At 73.6% G+C, this 18,169-nt stretch carries 17 protein-coding genes and 2 pseudogenes; 8 read left to right on the forward strand and 11 right to left on the reverse strand.

All coding sequences use genetic code 11. The features are described from left to right. The 6 genes and pseudogenes from ABT288_RS45095 to ABT288_RS45120 form a co-directional block, all read right to left on the reverse strand. A partial coding sequence (locus tag ABT288_RS45095) for an AAA family ATPase (RefSeq protein WP_351621403.1) occupies nt 1-2,085 on the reverse strand: 2,085 nt, incomplete at its 3' end. Then, nucleotides 2,082-3,245, reverse strand: a complete 1,164-nt coding sequence (locus ABT288_RS45100; protein ID WP_351621406.1) for an exonuclease SbcCD subunit D — start codon at nt 3,243-3,245, stop codon at nt 2,082-2,084. The genes ABT288_RS45100 and ABT288_RS45095, both read right to left, overlap by 4 nt. 106 nt (nt 3,246-3,351) lie before the next feature. Continuing rightward, a complete protein-coding gene (locus tag ABT288_RS45105; protein WP_351621409.1) occupies nt 3,352-3,978 on the reverse strand; it encodes a YigZ family protein in 627 nt (208 codons plus the stop codon). A gap of 70 nt (nt 3,979-4,048) precedes the next feature. Continuing rightward, nucleotides 4,049-4,591 carry a SixA phosphatase family protein gene (locus ABT288_RS45110; protein ID WP_351621411.1) on the reverse strand — a complete coding sequence of 181 codons (543 nt, stop codon included), beginning with the start codon at nt 4,589-4,591 and terminating at the stop codon, nt 4,049-4,051. Continuing rightward, nucleotides 4,588-4,941, reverse strand: a pseudogene (locus tag ABT288_RS45115) (hypothetical protein); the annotation flags it as partial. The pseudogene ABT288_RS45115 and the gene ABT288_RS45110, both read right to left, overlap by 4 nt. A 468-nt stretch (nt 4,942-5,409) precedes the next feature. Beyond that, nucleotides 5,410-5,850 (reverse strand): annotated as a pseudogene (locus tag ABT288_RS45120) (hypothetical protein); the annotation flags it as partial. A gap of 105 nt (nt 5,851-5,955) precedes the next feature. On the opposite strand from ABT288_RS45120, the gene ABT288_RS45125 reads away from it, so the two are divergent. The 3 genes from ABT288_RS45125 (at nt 5,956) to ABT288_RS45135 (ending at nt 9,506) form a co-directional block, all read left to right on the forward strand. Next, a complete protein-coding gene (locus tag ABT288_RS45125) occupies nt 5,956-6,366 on the forward strand; it encodes a CoA-binding protein (RefSeq protein WP_351621414.1) in 411 nt (136 codons plus the stop codon). Between the two features lie 211 nt (nt 6,367-6,577). Then, nucleotides 6,578-8,218, forward strand: coding sequence for an APC family permease (locus ABT288_RS45130; protein ID WP_351621417.1), 1,641 nt, complete (start codon nt 6,578-6,580; stop codon nt 8,216-8,218). Between the two features lie 64 nt (nt 8,219-8,282). Further along, a complete protein-coding gene (locus ABT288_RS45135; RefSeq protein ID WP_351621420.1) occupies nt 8,283-9,506 on the forward strand; it encodes a 4-hydroxybenzoate 3-monooxygenase in 1,224 nt (407 codons plus the stop codon). Nucleotides 9,507-9,547: 41 nt separating this feature from the next. On the opposite strand, the gene ABT288_RS45140 is transcribed toward ABT288_RS45135, so the two are convergent. Continuing rightward, nucleotides 9,548-10,105, reverse strand: coding sequence for a YbaK/EbsC family protein (locus tag ABT288_RS45140; protein WP_351621422.1), 558 nt, complete (start codon nt 10,103-10,105; stop codon nt 9,548-9,550). Between the two features lie 32 nt (nt 10,106-10,137). Continuing rightward, nucleotides 10,138-10,710: a helix-turn-helix domain-containing protein gene (locus ABT288_RS45145; protein WP_351621424.1), complete on the reverse strand. Its 573-nt coding sequence runs from the start codon at nt 10,708-10,710 to the stop codon at nt 10,138-10,140. 107 nt (nt 10,711-10,817) lie between these two features. Here ABT288_RS45145 and ABT288_RS45150 point away from each other — a divergent pair, with 107 nt between their 5' ends. The 3 genes from ABT288_RS45150 to ABT288_RS45160 all read left to right on the forward strand — a co-directional run bounded on the left by ABT288_RS45150 (nt 10,818) and on the right by ABT288_RS45160 (nt 13,408). After that, a complete protein-coding gene (locus ABT288_RS45150) occupies nt 10,818-11,675 on the forward strand; it encodes an EamA family transporter (RefSeq protein ID WP_351621425.1) in 858 nt (285 codons plus the stop codon). Nucleotides 11,676-11,842: 167 nt separating this feature from the next. Then, nucleotides 11,843-12,253 carry a YciI family protein gene (locus ABT288_RS45155; protein ID WP_351621428.1) on the forward strand — a complete coding sequence of 137 codons (411 nt, stop codon included), beginning with the start codon at nt 11,843-11,845 and terminating at the stop codon, nt 12,251-12,253. A 9-nt stretch (nt 12,254-12,262) separates the two neighbouring features. After that, entirely contained in the window at nt 12,263-13,408 is a 1,146-nt protein-coding gene (locus ABT288_RS45160) for an RNA polymerase sigma factor (RefSeq protein ID WP_351621431.1), read from the forward strand. Nucleotides 13,409-13,494: 86 nt separating this feature from the next. Here the strand turns inward: ABT288_RS45160 and ABT288_RS45165 are convergent, their stop codons facing one another. Beyond that, complete coding sequence (locus tag ABT288_RS45165; protein ID WP_351621433.1) at nt 13,495-14,262, reverse strand: acyltransferase; 768 nt, start codon at nt 14,260-14,262, stop codon at nt 13,495-13,497. 132 nt (nt 14,263-14,394) lie between these two features. On the opposite strand from ABT288_RS45165, the gene ABT288_RS45170 reads away from it, so the two are divergent. Continuing rightward, nucleotides 14,395-14,922, forward strand: coding sequence for a gamma carbonic anhydrase family protein (locus tag ABT288_RS45170; protein WP_351621435.1), 528 nt, complete (start codon nt 14,395-14,397; stop codon nt 14,920-14,922). A gap of 101 nt (nt 14,923-15,023) precedes the next feature. On the opposite strand, the gene ABT288_RS45175 is transcribed toward ABT288_RS45170, so the two are convergent. Further along, on the reverse strand, nt 15,024-15,671 hold the full coding sequence (locus ABT288_RS45175; RefSeq protein WP_351621437.1) for a DedA family protein: 648 nt from the start codon (nt 15,669-15,671) through the stop codon (nt 15,024-15,026). 252 nt (nt 15,672-15,923) lie between these two features. Here ABT288_RS45175 and ABT288_RS45180 point away from each other — a divergent pair, with 252 nt between their 5' ends. Beyond that, nucleotides 15,924-16,985, forward strand: a complete 1,062-nt coding sequence (locus ABT288_RS45180) for a lysylphosphatidylglycerol synthase transmembrane domain-containing protein (protein ID WP_451335935.1) — start codon at nt 15,924-15,926, stop codon at nt 16,983-16,985. Between the two features lie 7 nt (nt 16,986-16,992). Here ABT288_RS45180 and ABT288_RS45185 read toward each other — a convergent pair whose 3' ends face one another. Beyond that, a complete protein-coding gene (locus ABT288_RS45185) occupies nt 16,993-18,078 on the reverse strand; it encodes a class I SAM-dependent methyltransferase (protein WP_351621439.1) in 1,086 nt (361 codons plus the stop codon). Nucleotides 18,079-18,169 lie beyond the last annotated feature (91 nt).

Raw genomic sequence — 18,169 nt, forward strand, 5'->3', positions numbered from 1 at the left:
CTTCAGGCGCTGGGCGGCGTCCTCGGCGGCGCGTACGGCGTCGGCGGCGTCGGTGAGCAGCGCCGCCTGCCGCTCCAGCTGCGCGGCACGGGCGGCCACGCTGCCCGAGCCGCCGCGCGCCGTGGCCAGCTCGGCCTCCAGCTGGGCCTGTTCGCGCTCCAGGGTCTCGCGCCGGGTGAGGCGGGAGGCGGCCCGTACGGCGGCCTGCTGGCGGTCGGCGAGGCGCCGCTCGCGCTCGTGCTCGGCGCGCCGCAGCTCCTCGTGGGCGGCGTGCAGCGCGGAGGCGTCGCGGCGGGCGCGGGCGTACTCCTGCTCCAACTCGGCAGCGGTCTCCTCGAGTCGGGCGGTGGGCGCGTCGCCGGCCTCGGCGGTGGCGGCGGCGAGGGCCTCGCGGACGACGCCGAGCCGCCGCTGGTCCTGCGTGTGCTGCTCCTCGGCGCGCTGGTGGGCGGCGAGGGCCCGGTCCTCGGTCTCGCGGTCGACGTGTCCGGCGACCTTGCGGGCCGGCGCCGGGTGTTCGGGGGCTCCGCAGACGGCGCAGGGCTCGCCGTCGGTGAGGCGGGCGGCCAGCTCGGCGGCGATGCCGTCCAGGCGCTGTTCCTTGAGGTCCAGCCAGTGGGCGCGGGCGTCGAGGGCGCGTTGCTCGGAGGCGAGTGCCCGGCGCTGTGCGTCCTCGAGGTCCGCGGCCAGCTGGTCGCGGGTGCGGGCCGCCTCGAGGCGCCCGCGCATCGGTTCCCGCTGGACGGCGAGCTGTTCGGCGCGGGTGGCGGCCTCCTGCGCGGAGTCGACGCGGGACTGCAGCGCCGCGCGGGTGGCTTCCCACCCGGCGAGCCAGGCCTCGGCCTCGCGCAGCACGTCCTCGTCGGCGCACTCCTGGCGGTCCAGCCCGGACCGCTCCTCGGCCAGCTCGGCGAGCCGGCGTTCGGCGCGCCGGGCCGCGTCCAGGCCGCCCAGCTCCTCGGCGGCTCGGCGGGCGGCGGCGGCGAGTCCGCCCGCGCCCGCGTCGGCGTAGGAGTCGGGGAGCATGCCACGCGCGCGTGCCTCGGCCGCGGCTGCCCTGCGGTGCTCCTCCTCGGCCGCCTCCCGCAGCTCCAGCGCGGGCGCGACCGCCTCCGCCTTGCGGGACCGCTCCATGCGCCGCTGGGCCTCCTGATGGGCGCCGGCCCGCTCCTGCAGCCGCGCGGCGCGCTGCCGGGCCTCGGTGAACCGGCTCTGCAGGCGGGCGAGTTCGCGTACCTCGTCCAGGGCGCGCCGGGTCGCGGCATGAGCGGAATCGGCGGCGGCGAGGCGGCAGTGGGCGACGGTGAGGCGTTCGCGGGCCGTGGCGCGGGCGACGGCGGCGGCGCAGAGGACGGCGTCGGCCAGGCCCGGGTCACCGGGGGCCAGCTCGGGGAGCTCCATGGCGTCGCCGGCCTCCTGCTGCATGCGGTGGGCGTCGGCGAGCAGCGCCGCGTCGCCCTCCCGCACGCGTGCCTCGGTGGCCCGGCGACGCTCGGCGAGGCGCTTTTCGGCGTCGGCGAAGCGCTGGGTGTCGAAGAGGCGGCCCAGCAGCCGGCCGCGGGCCTCGGCGTCGGCGCGCAGGAAGCGGGCGAACTCGCCCTGGGGCAGCAGCACGACCTGGCAGAACTGTTCGCGGCTCATGCCGAGCAGCTGGGTGATCTCCTCGCCGATCTCCTGGTGGGAGCGGCTGCGGTCCTTCCAGGCGCCGGCCTCGGCGTCGTACTCGCGAAGCCAGGTCTGGGCCTTGTCCACGGTGGTGCCGGTGCCGCGCAGTTTGGGCCGCTCCCAGGGCGGCTGCCGGGTGATCTCGAGGCGGCGGCCGGCGACGGTCAGCTCCAGGCGGACCTCGGTGCGGGTGCGCGGCTCGGCGTGGTCGCTGCGCAGCTGCATGCCCTGGCCGTTCTGCCGGGCGCCGGGGACGGAGCCGTACAGGGCGTAGCAGACGGCGTCCAGGACGGAGGTCTTGCCGGCGCCGGTGGGGCCGTGCAGCAGGAAGAGCCCGGCGGTGGACAGGGCGTCGAAGTCGACGCTCTGGGAGCCGCCGAAGGGCCCGAAGGCGGTGACGTCGAGCCGGTGCAGCCTCACCGGGCCGCCTCCCGCACGGCGGCGTCGGCGCGCACGGCGTCGAAGGCCTCACGCAGGACGGCCGCCTCCCGTTCGTCGGGCCCGGCGCCGCGCACATGGGCGACGAAGTCGTGGGCGATCTGCTGGTCGCTGCGGCCCGCGAGGCGCCGGGCGTACGAGACCTGGGGGTCGTCCGGCGCGCGCTCGGGGGCGAAGACGAGGCTGAGGGTGTGCGGGAAGCGCTCGGTGAGCCGGGCCATGGGTTCGGCGGGGCGGACCGCGTCGGTGAGGGTGGCCTCGATCCAGGCGTCCTCGTGGCGCGTCAGCGCCGGGTCGGCGAGGAGGTCGTCCAACCCGCCCCTGATGCGGGCCAGCGGGCGCGGCACCGGGCAGTCGACGCGCTCGGCGTGGACGCGGCCGTCGCCGTCGAGGTCGACCAGCCACATGCTCTTGCGGTGGTCGGCCTCGGAGAACGAGTAGGCGAGCGGTGAGCCCGAGTAGCGCACGCGCTCGGTGATGGTCTGGCAGCCGTGCAGATGGCCGAGCGCCACATAGTCGACGCCGTCGAAGACCCCGGCGGGTACGGCGGCGACCCCGCCGACGGTGATGTCCCGCTCGCTGTCGCTGGCCTGGCCGCCGGTGACGAAGGCGTGGGCGAGCACGACCGAGCGGGTGCCCGGCTCGCGGGTGGCGAGGTCGGCGCGGACGCGGTCCATGGCGGCGCCGAGGACGGCCTCGTGACCGGCCCTGTCCACCGCGAACTCGTCCTTCACCAGGGCCGGTTCGAGGTACGGCAGACCGTAGAAGGCGACCTCCCCATGGGCGTCGGCCAGCACGACCGGGGTGCCCGCGGCCGACGGCTCGGTGCGCAGGTGGATGCCGGCACGGCCGATGAGCCCGGCGCCGACGCCGAGCCGGCGGGCCGAGTCGTGGTTGCCGGAGATCATCACCGTGGGCACGCCGAGGTCCGCGAGGCGGTGCAGGGCGTCGTCGAACAGCTCGACCGCGGCGAGCGGGGGCACCGCACGGTCGTACACATCGCCCGACACGACCACCGCGTCCACCGCGCGCTCGCGCACGGTGGTGACGAGGTGACCGATGAACTCGGCCTGGGCCCCGAGCATGTTCACCCGGTGGAAGGCCCGGCCGAGATGCCAGTCGGACGTGTGCAGGAGTCTCATGATCCCCGAGACTAACGGCCGGGTCTGACATCACGGGCGGTTACTCCCGTAACGGCCCGACACGGCAGGCCAACTTGGGTGGTTTTTACCCGATCAGGGCTGAGTGTCAGGCATCTCCGTAGGCTTCGCCGCCCAGTTCGAAGCCGGCCGTGCCCGCCGTCGCGTCCGCGAGCCACGCGCGGAACGCGTCCACGTCCGCGTCCGGCAGGCCGATCTCGATGGTGACCGCCTCGCCGTAGCGGACGTCGCGGACCTCGCGTCCGGTGGCGCGCAGGTCGTTCTGGACCTTGCCGGCGCGCTGGTGGTCGACGGTCACCGTGGCCAGCCGGAAGCGGCGCCGGGTGATCGTGCCGAGCGTGTCGAGGGTCTCGCCGACGGCGCCGCCATAGGCGCGGATGAGCCCGCCGGCGCCGAGCTTGACGCCTCCGTAGTAGCGGGTGACGACCGCGACGACGTAGCGCATCTCACGGCGCAGCAGCATCTGCAGCATGGGGACGCCGGCGGTGCCGCCCGGTTCGCCGTCGTCGCTGGCCTTCTGCACGGAGGCGTCGGCGCCGATGACGTACGCCCAGCAGTTGTGCGTGGCGTCGGCGTGCTCCTTGCGCACGGAGGCGATGAAGTCCTGCGCCTCCTGCTCGGTGGCGGCCGGGGCGAGGGCGCACAGGAAGCGGGAGCGGTTGATCTCGATCTCGTGCACGCCCGCGTGGGCGACTGTGCGGTACTCGTCCTGCATCCCGCAAGCCTATGCGGTGCCGGGGAGCGGGCGGCGACGGGCGCACGCCGTCGCGCACGCGCGCGTGGTGCTACGTCTTCTGGCCGCGCGCCACGATCAGCGAGGTCAGAAGCGCCGTGCCGGGGCCGAGGGCGGGCCAGCCGGCGCCGTACCAGGAGAGGACGGCGATCGCGGACGTGGGGAACTTCGTCCGCACCCGCTCCAGCGTGTCGTCGAGGCCGTCCCGCGCCAGCTCCAGGATCAGCTCCTCGAGACCGGGGTTGTGCCCGACCAGCAGCAGTGTCTCGACCTCGGGCGGCGCCTCGCGGACCACCTCCAGGAGCTCGGGTACGCCGGCCGCGTACAACCGCCGGTCGTAGCGCACCGGCGGCGGGGTGCCCCACTCGGCCGAGGCCAGCTCCCAGGTGCGGCGGGCGCGTACGGCCGAGGAGCACAGGGCGAGGTCGGGCAGGCAGTCCGCCTCGGCGAGGGCGCGTCCGGCGGCCGGGGCGTCGCGCAGCCCGCGCGGCGCGAGCGGCCTGCGGTGGTCCTCGACGCCCTCGGGCCAGGCGGACTTGGCGTGCCGCAGGACCACCAGCCGGCGCAGCGGGCGCGAGCCGGCCCGCGCCGTCACGAGAGGCTCCCGAGGTCGCGGGCGAGGTCCAGGGCCAGCAGACGGTCTGCGTAGACGTACGTCTCGAAGCGGGCTCCGTCGGGCAGATCCGGGGCGCTCTCGACGGCCCGCAGCACCTCCAGCACTCCGGGCAGGTCGAGGTCGTCCTCCCACGCCGAGCGCAGCCGTGCCCGCACCTCGTCGGGTACCGGCCGCGAGGGCTGCCGCGCCCACCCCGCCACGGCCCGCCGCCACCGGACCAGCCGCCCGGCGGCCTCCTCCAGCACGGCGGAGTCCAGCCGGACAGGCTCACCACGGGGGACGGAGAGCAGAGCCAGCCGAAGAGCGGAGGGGTCGGGGAGAGCGGCGAGAAGGGCGGGGAGCGGGGGGTGGGGGCCGGGCTCGGGGGCGGATTCGGGGGCGCGGCTGGGGCCGGGCTCCGTGGCGCGGCTGGGATCGGGCTCGGGGGCCCGGCTGGGGCCGGGCTCGGCGCCATGCCCGGGGGCGGATTCGGGGACATGCCCAGGGGCGGGCTCGGGGGCTCGATTAGGGCCAGGCTCGGAGGCATGCCGGGGGCCGGACTCACGGACATGCCCAGGAGCGGATTCGAGGGGCCGCCCAGGAGCAGGCTCGGGGGCACGCCCAGCGGCAGGCTCGGCGGCACGCCCAGCGACAGGCTCGGCGGCACGCCCAGGGGCAGACTCGGAGGCGTGCCGGGGGGCGGACTCACGGACATGCCCGGGAGGGGTCTCGGGGGCACGCGCAGGGCCATGCCCGGGGGCACGACCGGAGCCGGGCTCGGGGCCATGCCCGGGCCCATGCCCGGGGCCGGGCTCGCGGGCGGGATCCGCGCCTGGGCCGACCGACGGTTCCCCCGTCCAGGCCACCGGCGCGACCCACACCACCGGTCCCCCGCCGGAGGCGTCCGGTGGGTCGGTCGTCACGTGGATCGTCTGCGCCTCCCCCAGCCCCGAGGCGAGGTCGCGGGCGTCCTCGAAGGGGCGGATGGCCAGGGCGGTCGCGGCGGTGCGGAGTTCGGTGGGGCGGTGGGGTGCGGCGAGGGTCGCCCAGACCGGTGTGCCGCCCAGCTCCAGGGCGCGGACCAGGAGGTCGGCGGTGAGGAGAACGCGCAGGGCCGTCAGGTCGGGGCCGGAGGCGTGGGCCTCGATGCGGGTCAGGCCGCGGCGGGCGGGCGCGGCGGGGACGGGCTCACCGGTTCGGGCGTCGAGGATGCGCAGCACGGGCTGAGCGTAGGCGGGCGGACGGCCGTACGCAGGCATCTCGTGCCGATTCCGGACATGGTGGCGAGATGGCGGGACGGGAATCCTGATCCGCCCCCGTACTGTTGCCCAGGGGAACAGTTCCCGCGGCCCGAGGAGGCGGTCGTGTACGGCGACGAAGCGACGATCCGCAGGATCCTGACCGAGCTGGGCGACACGTGGGCGGTGGTCGGTCTGTCCACCAACCGGAGCCGGGCCGCCTACGGGGTGGCGCAGGTGCTCCAGCGGTTCGGCAAGCGGATCGTCCCGGTGCACCCCAGCGCCGAGACGGTGCACGGCGAGCAGGGGTACGCCTCCCTCGCGGACGTCCCCTTCGAGGTCGACGTGGTCGACGTCTTCGTGAACAGCGAGCTGGCCGGCGCGGTGGCCGACGAGGCCGTGACGACGGGGGCGCGAGCGGTGTGGTTCCAGCTCGGGGTCGTGGACGAGACGGCCTACGAGCGGACCCGGGCGGCAGGCCTCGACATGGTGATGGACCGTTGTCCGGCCATCGAAATTCCGCTCCTGGACCAGTGAATCTTTCTTTCTACTCACAATCCTCCGCTGAATATTGACATTCCGGTCGGCCATCTGACCTGTGACAAGGCCGTGACCGAGTGTGCGCCCAAGACACCTAAGATCCCAGGTCAAAATTTGGTTAACACTCTTTTGCTCACTCGGAAAGCCTCCCTAGCCTGTGGCCTCCTTGCTCGTAAACGCTGCGTATAGATCTGAGAGGCCACTAGACATGGCGAACGTCGACCAGGCTGCGCCGGTAGCCACAAGCGACACCGGCGGCGGCCTGCGCCGCGATGTGGGGCTCATCGGCCTGATGTGGGCTTCGGTGGGTTCCATCATCGGCTCCGGCTGGCTCTTCGGTGCCGAGAAGGCCGTCGTGGCGGCCGGCCCCGCCGCGATCATCTCGTGGGTGATCGGCGCGGTGGCGATCGTGCTGCTCGCCCTCGTGCACGCCGAGCTCGGCGGCATGTTCCCGGTGGCGGGCGGTACCGCCCGTTACCCGCACTACGCCTTCGGCGGACTGGCCGGTATGTCCTTCGGCTGGTTCTCCTGGCTGCAGGCCGCGACGGTGGCCCCGATCGAGGTCGAGGCCATGATCGGCTACGCCAAGCACTGGCACTTCGCCGACGGCCTGCAGAACGCCAACGGCACACTCACCACCAGCGGCATCGTCGTCGCGGTGCTCCTGATGGCCGTGTTCGTCGCGGTCAACTTCCTCGGTGTCCGCGTCCTGGCACACACCAACAGCGCCGCCACCTGGTGGAAGATCGCGGTCCCGCTCGCGGCGATCTTCATCATCGCGATCGGCAACTTCCACCCGGCCAACTTCACCTCCGAGGGCTTCGCCCCGTTCGGCGCCAAGGGCGTCCTCACCGCGATCAGCTCCAGCGGCATCATCTTCGCGCTGCTCGGCTTCGAGCAGGCGATCCAGCTGGCCGGCGAGAGCCGCAACCCGAAGCGTGACCTGCCGCGCGCGACGCTCGGTTCGGTCGCGATCGGCGCCACGATCTACGTCCTGCTCCAGGTCGTGTTCATCGCCGCCCTGCCGCACGCCTCCTTCGCGAAGGGCTGGGCCAACCTGGCCTACGCCGGCATCAGCGGCCCCTGGGCCGGTCTCGCCTCGCTGGTCGGCCTGGGCTGGCTGGCCTGGGTCCTGTACGCCGACGCGATCATCTCCCCCGGCGGCACCGGCCTGATCTACACCACCGCCACGTCCCGTATCTCCTACGGCCTGGCCAAGAACGGCTACGCCCCGAAGCTCTTCGCCAAGACCGACTCGCGCGGTGTGCCGTGGTTCGGCCTGGCGATGTCGTTCGTGACCGGTGTGATCTGCTTCGCGCCGTTCCCGAGCTGGCAGACGCTGGTCGGCTTCATCACCTCGGCGAGTGTGCTGATGTACGCGGGCGCCCCGCTGGCCTACGGCGTCTTCTCCGACCGGCTGCCGAACCACGAGCGTCCGTACAGGCTGCCCTTCGGCAAGTTCATCTCGCCGCTGTCCTTCGTGGTCGCCAACCTGATCATCTTCTGGTCCGGCTGGGACACCCTGTGGCGCCTGGGCTGCGCGATCCTGATCGGCTACGTGCTGCTCGGCTCCTACGCCTGGTACGCGATCCGCAAGAACCTGCCCAACGCGCCGCGGCTGGACTTCAAGGCCGCGCAGTGGCTGCCGCCCTACCTGGTGGGCATCGGCGTGATCTCCTACCTGAGCACCTTCGGCGGTAACGGTGACCTGCCGCTGTGGTGGGACATCCTGGTCGTCGCGGTGTTCTCGCTCGCCATCTACTACTGGGCCAAGGCGACCGCCTCCAAGCCCGAGCAGATCGAGCGCGACATCGAAGAGGTTGTCGTCACCGACGCCCCGGCGCACTGACCCCGCTCTCCCCTGGTGTCCCGTCAGCCGGTCCCGGCTGACGGGACACCGTCATAATGCGGGGGTGATCTCCCCTTCCCCCCACCTCAGCTCCGCGCCCGAGGAACGCCGTACGGTCGTCGTCGTGGGCGCCGGTCCGGCCGGGCTGACCGTCGGCGGCATCCTGCGGGCCGCCTCCGTCGACTGTGTCGTCCTGGAGACCGAGAGCAGGCAGTTCATCGAGACCCGGCCCCGGGCCGGTGTCATCGAGGAGTGGGCGGTGCGCGAACTCGGCCGGCGCGGACTGTCCGAACGGCTCGTGGAGCGCGCCGAGTCGCACAGCGCCTGCGAGTTCCGCTTCGACGGCGAGCGGTACCGCTTTCCGTACGCCGACCTGACCGGCAGCCATCACCACATCTACCCTCAGCCGTTGCTGGTGACGGACCTGGTGCGGGAGTACGCCGACGTACGCGGCGGCGACATCCGCTTCGGCGTGCGCGACGTCTCGCTGCACGACCTGGACTCCGACCGGCCGGCGGTGTCGTACCGGTGCCCGGACACGGGTGAACGGCGGCTGGTGCGCTGCGATTTCGTCGCGGGCTGCGACGGCGCGCGCGGCGTCACGCGGGACGCGATACCCGTCGAGCGCAGGCGGATCGCGCGGCAGGACGACGGCATAGGCTGGCTGGCGCTGCTCGCGGAGGTCCCTCCGTCGACGGACTGCGTCCTGTTCGGCGTCCATCCACGCGGTTTCGCCGGCCAGATGCCCCGCAGCCCGGAGCTGACCCGCTTCTACCTCCAGTGCCCGCCCGGCGACGATCCGGGGAACTGGCCGCACGACAGGGTCTGGAGCGAGCTGCGCGAGCGGCTCGGCGCGGCCGGAGCGCCCCCGCTCGGCGAGGGCCGGCTGGTCGAGAAACGCGTCCTGGATATGCATCACTATGTCGTCGAACCCCTCGCGCACGGGCGGCTGTTCCTCGCCGGGGACGCCGGTCACCTGGTGGCGCCCATCGCCGCGAAGGGCATGAACCTCGCCCTGCACGACGCCTTCCTGCTGGGCGACGCGCTCGTGGCCCACGTCACGAAGGGCGACGGCAGCGGCCTGGACGGCTACTCGACGGCGTGTCTGCGCCGGGTGTGGGACTACCAGGAGTTCTCGCAGTGGCTGTCGGACATCTATCACGGTGTCTCGTCCGGCGACCCGTTCCGCGCGGCCACCACACTGGCCCGGCTGCGCCGCCTGTTCACCTCACCGACCGCGGCGGCGGCCTTCGCCGAGCAGTACCTCGGCACCGCAAGCGCCTACTGAACTGCGCCGGGCCGGCGCAGCGGATCTGCCGTCCGCCGGCTTCAGGCGACCCCGAGGCCCTCCAGCACCACGGCGCCCGGCAGGTCCGCGAGGGCCTTGCCGGGCACCAGCAGCTTGCCGCGCCGGCGTCCGCTGCCGACGAGGACGTAGGGCAGGTCGACCACGGCCGAGTCGATCAGCACCGGCCAGCCGGCGGGCAGTCCGACCGGGGTGATGCCGCCGTACTCCATGCCGGTCTCGCCGGTCGCCGTCTCCATCGAGGCGAAGGAAGCCTTGCGGGCGCCGAGTTGGCGGCGCACCACGCCGTTGACGTCGACCCGGGTGGTGGAGAGCACCACGCACGCGGCGAGGGTGGTCTCGCCGCCCCGCTTGCCCGCGACCACCACACAGTTCGCCGACTGCTCGAGCAGCTCGCGGCCGTAGTGCTCCACGAAGACGGCCGTGTCGGCCCAGCGCGGGTCCGTCTCGACGTAGAGGACCCGGTCGGCGGGCACCGCGCCCTGCCAGTTGCGTACGGCGTCGGCGACCGGGGCGGTCAGCTCCTGAAGGCAGTCCGGGACGGGGGTGGCGGTATCGAAGTCTCCGATGGGTGCACGCATGGCCGCACGCTAACAGCCCGCCGCAGTGCCGTTCAGCGGACGGGCGGTACCGAGACGGCCATGACCATCTCCATCGGTACGTCGCCCTCGTTGCCATAGGTGTGCGAGGTGCTCGCCTCGAAGGTGGCGCTCGCGCCGGTCGGCACCAGGTGCTTCACGCCGTCCACGGTGAGGGTCAGCTCGCCGGCGGTGACATGGACGAGTTCCACCGTGCCCGCCGGGTGGGGCTCGGAGGGGCTCTGCTCGCCGGGCATCAGCCGCCAGTCCCACATCTCCAGCGGACCGGGCGCCTCCGTGCCGGCGAGGAGGCGGTTGTAGCTGCCGGCGTCCGTGTGCCACAGCCGTACGGCCTGCTCGGCGGGGACGATGCGGACGGTGGGGCCCTGTTCGTAGTCGAGCAGGGTGGTGATGCTGATGCCGAGCGCGTCGCCGATCTTGACGACGGTGCCGATGCTGGGGTTCGTCCGGGCCTGCTCGATCTGGATGAGCATGCCACGGCTGACGCCCGCGCGGGCGGCGAGCGCGTCCAGGGTGAAGCCGCGCTCGGTGCGCCAGCGCTTGACGTTGCGCGCCAGGGACTGGGTCAGCAGGTCGAGGTCCGACACATCACGTCCATCGATGAGTGTTCAATATATGGGATGACATAGTTCACTTCACTGAACTACGGTGGGGTGTACCTGATCGTTCACCAAACTGTACTGCGAGGCCGGCCGTGACAGCATTCTTCGCCCTCACCACCAGCCTGCTGTGGGGACTGGCCGACTTCGGCGGCGGACTGCTGACCCGGCGCACGCCCGCACTGACGGTCGTCGTCGTCTCGCAGGCCATCGCGGCGACGGTCCTCGGCGCGATCGTCGTCGCGACCAGCGGATGGAGCGAGGCCGGGCCCCGCCTGTGGTTCGCGTTCGCCGCCGGGCTGGCCGGACCGGTGGCCCTGCTCTCCTTCTACAAGGCCCTGGCGCTCGGCCCCATGGGGGTCGTCTCGCCGCTCGCGACACTCAGCGTGGCCGTGCCGGTCGGCGTGGGCCTCGTCCTCGGCGAGCGGCCCGGAATGCTGCAGGTCGCGGGCATCGCCGTGGCCGTCACCGGGGTCGTCCTCGCGGGCGGTCCACAGCTGCGCGGCGCGCCCGTACAGCGGCGGACGATCCTGCTCACGCTGGTCGCGGCGCTGGGCTTCGGCACGGTCTTCGCCCTGATCACGGAGGCCTCGACCACCGTCACAGGCCTGTTCCTGGCGCTGTTCGTCCAGCGGCTGACGAACGTCGCGGTCGGCGGGGCCGCGCTCGCCGTCTCCGTCCGGCGGGGCGGCCGGGCGGTGCCGGAGGGCGGCTTCCCGTGGGCCTCGCTGCCCGCGCTGGCCTTCGTCGGGCTCGCCGACGTGGCCGCCAACGGCACCTACGCGGTCGCCGCCCAGCACGGCCCGGTCACCGTGGCGGCCGTCCTCGCCTCGCTGTACCCGGTGGTGACCGCGCTGGCCGCGCGCGGCTTCCTCAGCGAGCGGCTGCGCGCGATCCAGGCCGCGGGCGCGGGGCTGGCGCTGCTCGGCACCCTGCTGCTGGCGACCGGCTGAGGGCTGCGGAGCCGGGCACCGCGAGACGGCGCACCCAGGCTCATCCACGCGAGCCCGAAAAAAGTCGGACGGCGATATCGGACGGCGATGTCGAGAACCCGCCTCCGGCTCCGTCCCCGGGGTGAACGCGACCACAATGGGTCGCACCAGCACCGAGGAGAACCACGATGGCCAAGTACCTGCTGCTCAAGCACTACCGCGGCGCCCCTGCATCGGTCAACGACGTGCCGATGGAGCAGTGGACGCCGGAGGAGATCTCGGCCCACGTGCAGTACATGCGCGACTTCGCGGCCCGCCTCGAGGAGACCGGCGAGTTCGTCGACAGCCAGGCGCTGGCCCCCGAGGGGACGTTCGTCCGGTACGACGGTGAGGGACGCCCGCCGGTCACCGACGGGCCGTTCGCCGAGACCAAGGACGTCATCGCCGGCTGGATGGTGATCGACGTCGACACCTATGAGCGGGCCCTCGAGCTGGCCGGGGAGCTGTCGGCCGCCCCCGGGGCCGGCGGGAAGCCGATCCACGAGTGGCTCGAGCTGCGCCCGTTCCTCGGCGGGCACGAGCACTGCGTCACGGAGTGACCTCCCTCGATGAACGAGGTGCTGCTCCGGAGCCTCACTCCGAGCGTGCTCGCCGTCCTCGTGCGCCGCGGAGCGGACTTCGCGGCGGCCGAGGACGCCGTGCAGGACGCACTGGTCGAGGCACTGCGCGTCTGGCCGGCCGACCCGCCGCGGGATGCCAAGGGCTGGCTGATCACCGTCGCCTGGCGCAAGTTCCTCGACGCGACCCGGGCGGACGCCGCCCGCCGTCGGCGTGAGGACCTCGTCGACGAGGAACCGGTGCCCGGTCCTGCGACCGCCGAGGACGACACCCTCCAGCTGTACTTCCTGTGCGCCCACCCGTCGCTGACGCCGTCGTCGGCGGTCGCGCTCACGCTGCGCGCCGTCGGCGGGCTCACCACCCGCCAGATCGCCCAGGCCTATCTGGTGCCCGAGGCGACCATGGCGCAGCGGATCAGCCGGGCCAAGCGCACCGTCTCCGGCGTGCGGTTCGACCAGCCCGGGAACGTCGCCACCGTGCTGCGCGTCCTGTACCTGGTCTTCAACGAGGGCTACTCCGGCGATGTCGACCTCGCCGCCGAGGCCATCCGGCTCACCCGGCAGCTCGCGGCCGCCGTCGACCACCCCGAGGCGGCGGGGCTGCTCGCTCTCATGCTGCTCCACCACGCCCGGCGTGCGGCCCGGACCGCGCCCGACGGCAGCCTGGTGCCGCTCGCCGAGCAGGACCGCGGCCGGTGGGACACCGCCTTGATCGCCGAGGGCGTCGGGATCCTCCAGGCGGCCCTGGCCCGCGACCGGCTGGGCGAGTTCCAGGCCCAGGCCGCCATCGCGGCACTCCACGCCGACGCGCCCGCCGCCGAGGAGACCGACTGGGTGCAGATCGTCGAGTGGTACGACGAGCTCACGCGCCTGACCGACAGCCCCGTCGTACGGCTCAACCGCGCGGTCGCCGTCGGGGAGGCCGACGGACCGCGCGCCGGCCTGACGGCGCTCGCGGCGCTGGACGCCTCACTGCCCCGCCACACCGCGGTGGCGGCGTACCTCCACGAACGCGACGGCGACCTGGCGACGGCGGCACGGCTGTACGCCGAGGCGGCCCGCAGGGCATCCAACCTCGCCGAGCGCGACCACCTGATGCGCCAGGCCGCCCGGCTCAACGCCCGCCGACGTCGCTGACGGGCCGCGCTCGGACCTTCCCGCGGCACTGGGCGAGCCCGTGGCCGCAGCGGTCGGCTCACCGGGCGTGGGCGGGCCAAGACCAGCTACTCACACCCGGTTTCCAGTTGCGCGAGCCGGGACACCCCGTCCTCGTCCAGTTCCGCCAGCGCCCGCAGCTGCTCCGGCGTCGTCCCTTCCGGAATGGGCACCGGGGCCGGCGTCCTGAGCGGCGGCTGCCAGCCCTGCTCGGCCGTCCAGCGCCGGACGACCCGGGCGGGCGCCCCGGCCACCACGGCGTGGTCCGGCACCGTGCCCCGTACGACCGCGCCGGCCGCGACCACCACGTTCCGGCCGATCCGCGCGCCCGGCAGGATCACCGCGCCGGTGCCGATCCAGCAGCCCGCGCCGATCTCCACCGGCTCCATGCGCGGCCACTGCCTGCCGATGGGCTGGTGCGGGTCGTCGTAGGAGTGGTTGGTGGAGGTGACGTAGACGTACGGGCCGAAGTAGCAGTCGCTGCCGATGGTGACCGTCGTGTCCGCGATGACATGGCTGCCGCGGCCGAGGACCACACCGTCGCCGATGCGCAGGATCGGGTCCGGACCGAGGTCCAGGTCCGGCATCAGGCCGGCGGTCAGGGTGACCTGCTCGCCGATGATGCAGTGCGAGCCGAGGTGGATCCAGGGCTCGCCGAAGACCGTGCCGAGCGGGAAGGCGAGCCGGGTGGCCTCGCCGATCGCGCCGAACTTCAGGCGGCCGGGGTGCTCGGCGGTGACGGAGCCCGTGCGCTGAGCCCAGGCCCACGCCGCGTGCACCGCGCGTTGGGCGAGGCGGTGGCGCCAGGACGAGAACGTGTTCTTGGGCTTCGGCACGGGCTTACGTTACTCAGCGGTTGCCTTCGGCGAGAGGGTGGGCCGCTGTGATCTTTGCCCCACCCTTTGTCGTACCGTGCGGGGTACTTGCGGGGCTCTTTGCGGGGCACTCATGGAGGCGAGGAGACGGTGATGACACAGCAGGCGCTGATCGTGGGCATCGGTGGCAAGGAGCCCCGGATCGATCCCGAGGCGTTCGTGGCGCCTACCGCTTCCGTGATCGGGGACGTCACGCTGCACACGGGGGCCAGTGTCTGGTACGGGGCCGTGGTGCGCGGGGATGTCGAGAAGATCACCGTGGGTGCGCAGGCGAATGTGCAGGACAACGTCACGCTGCACGCGGATCCCGGGTTTCCGGTGAGCGTGGGTGCGCGGGTGTCCATCGGGCACAACGCCGTCGTGCATGGGGCGACCGTGGAGGACGACTGCCTCATCGGGATGGGGGCGACCGTGCTGAACGGGGCCGTGATCGGCGCCGGATCGCTCGTGGCCGCTCAGGCTCTGGTGCCGCAGGGGATGGTGGTGCCGCCCGGGTCGCTGGTGGCCGGGGTGCCGGCGAAGGTGAAGCGGCCGTTGTCGGAGGAGGAGCGGCAGGGGGTCACCCTGAACGGCACGATGTACGCGGAGTTGGCGAAGGCCCATCGCGGGGTGCATGAGTAGACGCCTGGGCGGATGCCGGTGCGGGTGCGTTGTGGTGGGTTCGCCCCCGCGCGGCGGAGCCGCATGTCGACACAGCCGAGCCGCGCCCCTTACGGGGCGCCTTACTCCCCGGCGCTCACAGGTTCTGCCTCCCGGTCCGCCTGCTGCTGGGCCTTCTTCGCCTTGCGCCTGATGATCAGCATGGTGGCGAGGCCGATCACCACAGCCGCGGCCAGCCCCACGTAGGAGAACTTCTTCAGCCAGCCCTCGGCGACCACACCGACGTAGTAGACGGCCGCCGTGGTGCCGCCCGCCCAGCAGATGCCACCGAGGACGTTGGCGGTCAGGAACTTCCAGTACGGCATCTGCAGGACGCCCGCGAGCGGGCCGGCGAAGATGCGCAGGAGGGCGATGAAGCGGCCGAAGAAGACGGCCCACATGCCCCACTTCTCGAAGGACCGCTCGGCGGTGGCCACATGGCCCTCGCTGAAGTGCTTCGGGAACTTGTCGCCGAGCCAGGCCAGCAGCGGGCGACCGCCCTTGCGGCCGATCGCGTAGCCGATGGAGTCGCCGATCACGGCGCCCGCCGTCGCGCACGCGCCGAGGACGACCGGGTTGATGCCCGAGTGCTGGGAGGACATCAGCGCCGCCGAGACCAGGATGATCTCTCCGGGAAGCGGGATGCCCAGGCTCTCCAGACCGATCACCAGGGCCACCACGGCGTAGACGACGGCCGCGGGCACCGTGTCGAGCCATTCCTGCACGTGCACCGCGGGATCCTCCCCTGTCGCCGTCCTTGCCTTCCGGGCCGCCGCATGCAAAGCGCGCCCCAAGGGAAGGCTACCTGGTCGGCGGTGGACGGCGGCTTGCGCGCACCCGCCCGGCGGCACCGTCCCGCCCTCGCGCCTTCGGCTTTCGGACATCCCCGTGTCACGCGGGAGGGGAAGGCTCCCCGCGGTATCGCCCGACCCGCCTCCCCCAGGTCCCCGCCGCGGGACCCGCCGCGGAAGGACGACGTCCCCGTGTCCTCACTGTCTCCGTCCCCCTCGCTCCCCTCCCCGCCGTGTCCCCGGACGGCGGATCCGCTCCCCGTCGGCGCCGGTGCTCTGCCGGACCCCGGTCCCGGCGGCGCTCCCCGGCCCGCGTCCCCCCTCGTGGCCCGGCACCTGCGGCTGGCCCTGTGCCTGGCTCCCCTCCTGCTGGCCGCCGGCTGGGCCGTCGCCAACCGGCCGGTGATGTACGAGGGGGTCCGGCGGCTGGTCGCGGCCGACCCCGGATGGCTGCTGGCCGGAGCCGCTCTCACCTGCCTGAACCTTGTGGCGGCCACGTGCGTCCGGCAGGGCGCCCTGCCCGACCGGGTGCCCCCGGGGCTGCTGCTGGCCTCGCAGTTCGCCGCCGGTGCCGCCAACCACGCGCTGCCGGGCGGGCTCGGCGCCCACGCCGTCACCCTGCGCTTTCTGCGGGCCCGCGGGATTCCGCCGGCCCGGGCCACCGCGTCGATCGGGCTGTACTCGCTGGCCAAGTCCAGTGCGAAGACCCTGGTCCTGCTGGTGTTCCTCGCCACGTCGCCGGCCTGGCGGCGCCTGGGTGATCTGGTCCCGGACGGGCGGCTGCTGGTCCCGCTCGCCGCCGTCGCCGGCGGGGCCGTCGCGGCGGCCGGGGTGCTGCTGACGGTCGTACGGCCCTTGCGGCGGCCGGTGACCGGGCTGCTGCGCTCCGCCCTCGCCGACGCGCGGGAGGTGCACGCGCGGCCCTGCCGGGTGGTCGCGCTGTGGGGCGGGGCGGTCGCGATGCCGCTGCTGCAGGGGACGACCCTGGCCTGTGTCGGTGCCTCGCTCGGGCTGGGGCTGCCGTGGGCGCACGTGGTGCTCGCCTATCTCGCGGCGGGCACGGCCGTCGGCGCGGTTCCGGCGCCGGGCGGGTTCGCGGTCGACGCGGCGCTGGTGTGGACGCTGGTCACCTTCGGCTCCGCGCCGGCGGTGGCCACCGCGACGGTCATCGGCTACCGGGTGCTGACCGACTGGGTGCCCCTGTTGCCGGGCACCTTGACCCTGTCCGCGCTGATCCGGGCCAAGGTGCTGTGAGCCGGGATCACTCGCGGCGCGCCACCAGGCGGTAGGCGTTGGACAGGCCGAGGCGGTGGGACAGGGGGCGTACCGCGAGCCGGTCGAGGAGCGTCGCCGTGATGAGCGCGGGCACCCCCGCGAGGAGCACCGCGGTGCGCATGGTGCGGCGCAGGGCGCCGGGCGGCTGGGGCAGCCAGGGGGCGTCCTCGCGCGGGGCGGTGTGGTCGAGGGCCAGCCAGACCGCGGCGAGCAGGTCGACCGGATCGTGTGCCGCGGCGTGCTGCTCGGCGACCACCGTGAAGCCCCGCTCGGTCAGTCGTCGCCGCAGGCCCGCGACCGGCATGAAGTGCAGGTGCTGGGGCTGCAGCCAGGGCAGCCACCAGCGGCCGAGCAGCCGGGCGTAACGGCTCTCCGGGTCCGGCACCTCGACGAGGAGGTGGCCGCCGGGGCGTACGGCCTCGTGGGCGGCGCGGAGTTCGCGGTCCGGGTCGGTGCTGTGCTCCAGGTAGTGGAACATGCTCACCACGTCGTAGCGGGCGGCGAGTTCGGGCGCGAGCTCGGGGAAGGCGCCGCGGTAGGCCTGGTCCACGCGGCCCTCGCGGGCGGCGAGTTCGACGCCGTCGGTGAAGTCGAGCCCGTCGAAGGCGGTGCCGGGCAGGACGGCGCGGGCGGTCGCGCAGAAGTGGCCGTGGCCGGTACCGACGTCCAGCCACGCCTTCGGGGCGGGATCGTGCGGGAGCATCGCCTCGGCACGGGCCCGGTACATGGCGCCACGGCCGCCGAAGGTGCCGCTCATGCGCTGCTCGCCGAGGCCGTCGTAGAAGTCCCGGTAGTAGAACTCCAGGCCTTCCTGGGTCAGTCGGGGGTTCTGGAAGATGTGGCCGCAGTCGGCGCAGCGGTCGAGGGTGAAGCGGCCGGGCTTGTGCTGGAGCAGGTCGGTGGTGCGCAGGCGGGTGCCGAGCCGGTCCGAGCCGCACCAGGGGCAGTCGGGGCGGCGGGCGGTGAAGAACCGGTCCGTGCCGGCCGCCAGGTCTCTCAGGTAGGCGGGGCGCAGGGCGGCGATACGGGCCGCCTTGGCCGTCCTGCTGCTGGTGTCCTCGGGGTCACTCATCGGCCCTCCGCTGCGAGTCGTTCGAGATGGGCCGCCGCGGCGCGGGCGCCGCCCGCCGCGCGGAACGCGGTGCGGATCCGGGCGGCGGCGG

The sequence above is a fragment of the Streptomyces sp. NPDC001093 genome (genome assembly GCF_040298985.1).
Classification (GTDB): Bacteria; Actinomycetota; Actinomycetes; order Streptomycetales; family Streptomycetaceae; genus Streptomyces.

Bases quoted from the DNA above. Each gene is read 5' to 3' on its own strand.
- ABT288_RS45130 (WP_351621417.1), top strand. From the start codon at position 6,578: ATGGCGAACGTCGACCAGGCTGCGCCGGTAGCCACAAGCGACACCGGC.
- ABT288_RS45160 (WP_351621431.1), top strand. From the start codon at position 12,263: ATGAACGAGGTGCTGCTCCGGAGCCTCACTCCGAGCGTGCTCGCCGTC.
- ABT288_RS45155 (WP_351621428.1), top strand. From the start codon at position 11,843: ATGGCCAAGTACCTGCTGCTCAAGCACTACCGCGGCGCCCCTGCATCG.
- ABT288_RS45185 (WP_351621439.1), bottom strand. From the start codon at position 18,078: ATGAGTGACCCCGAGGACACCAGCAGCAGGACGGCCAAGGCGGCCCGT.
- ABT288_RS45105 (WP_351621409.1), bottom strand. From the start codon at position 3,978: ATGCAGGACGAGTACCGCACAGTCGCCCACGCGGGCGTGCACGAGATC.
- ABT288_RS45100 (WP_351621406.1), bottom strand. From the start codon at position 3,245: ATGAGACTCCTGCACACGTCCGACTGGCATCTCGGCCGGGCCTTCCAC.
- ABT288_RS45140 (WP_351621422.1), bottom strand. From the start codon at position 10,105: ATGCGTGCACCCATCGGAGACTTCGATACCGCCACCCCCGTCCCGGAC.
- ABT288_RS45170 (WP_351621435.1), top strand. From the start codon at position 14,395: ATGACACAGCAGGCGCTGATCGTGGGCATCGGTGGCAAGGAGCCCCGG.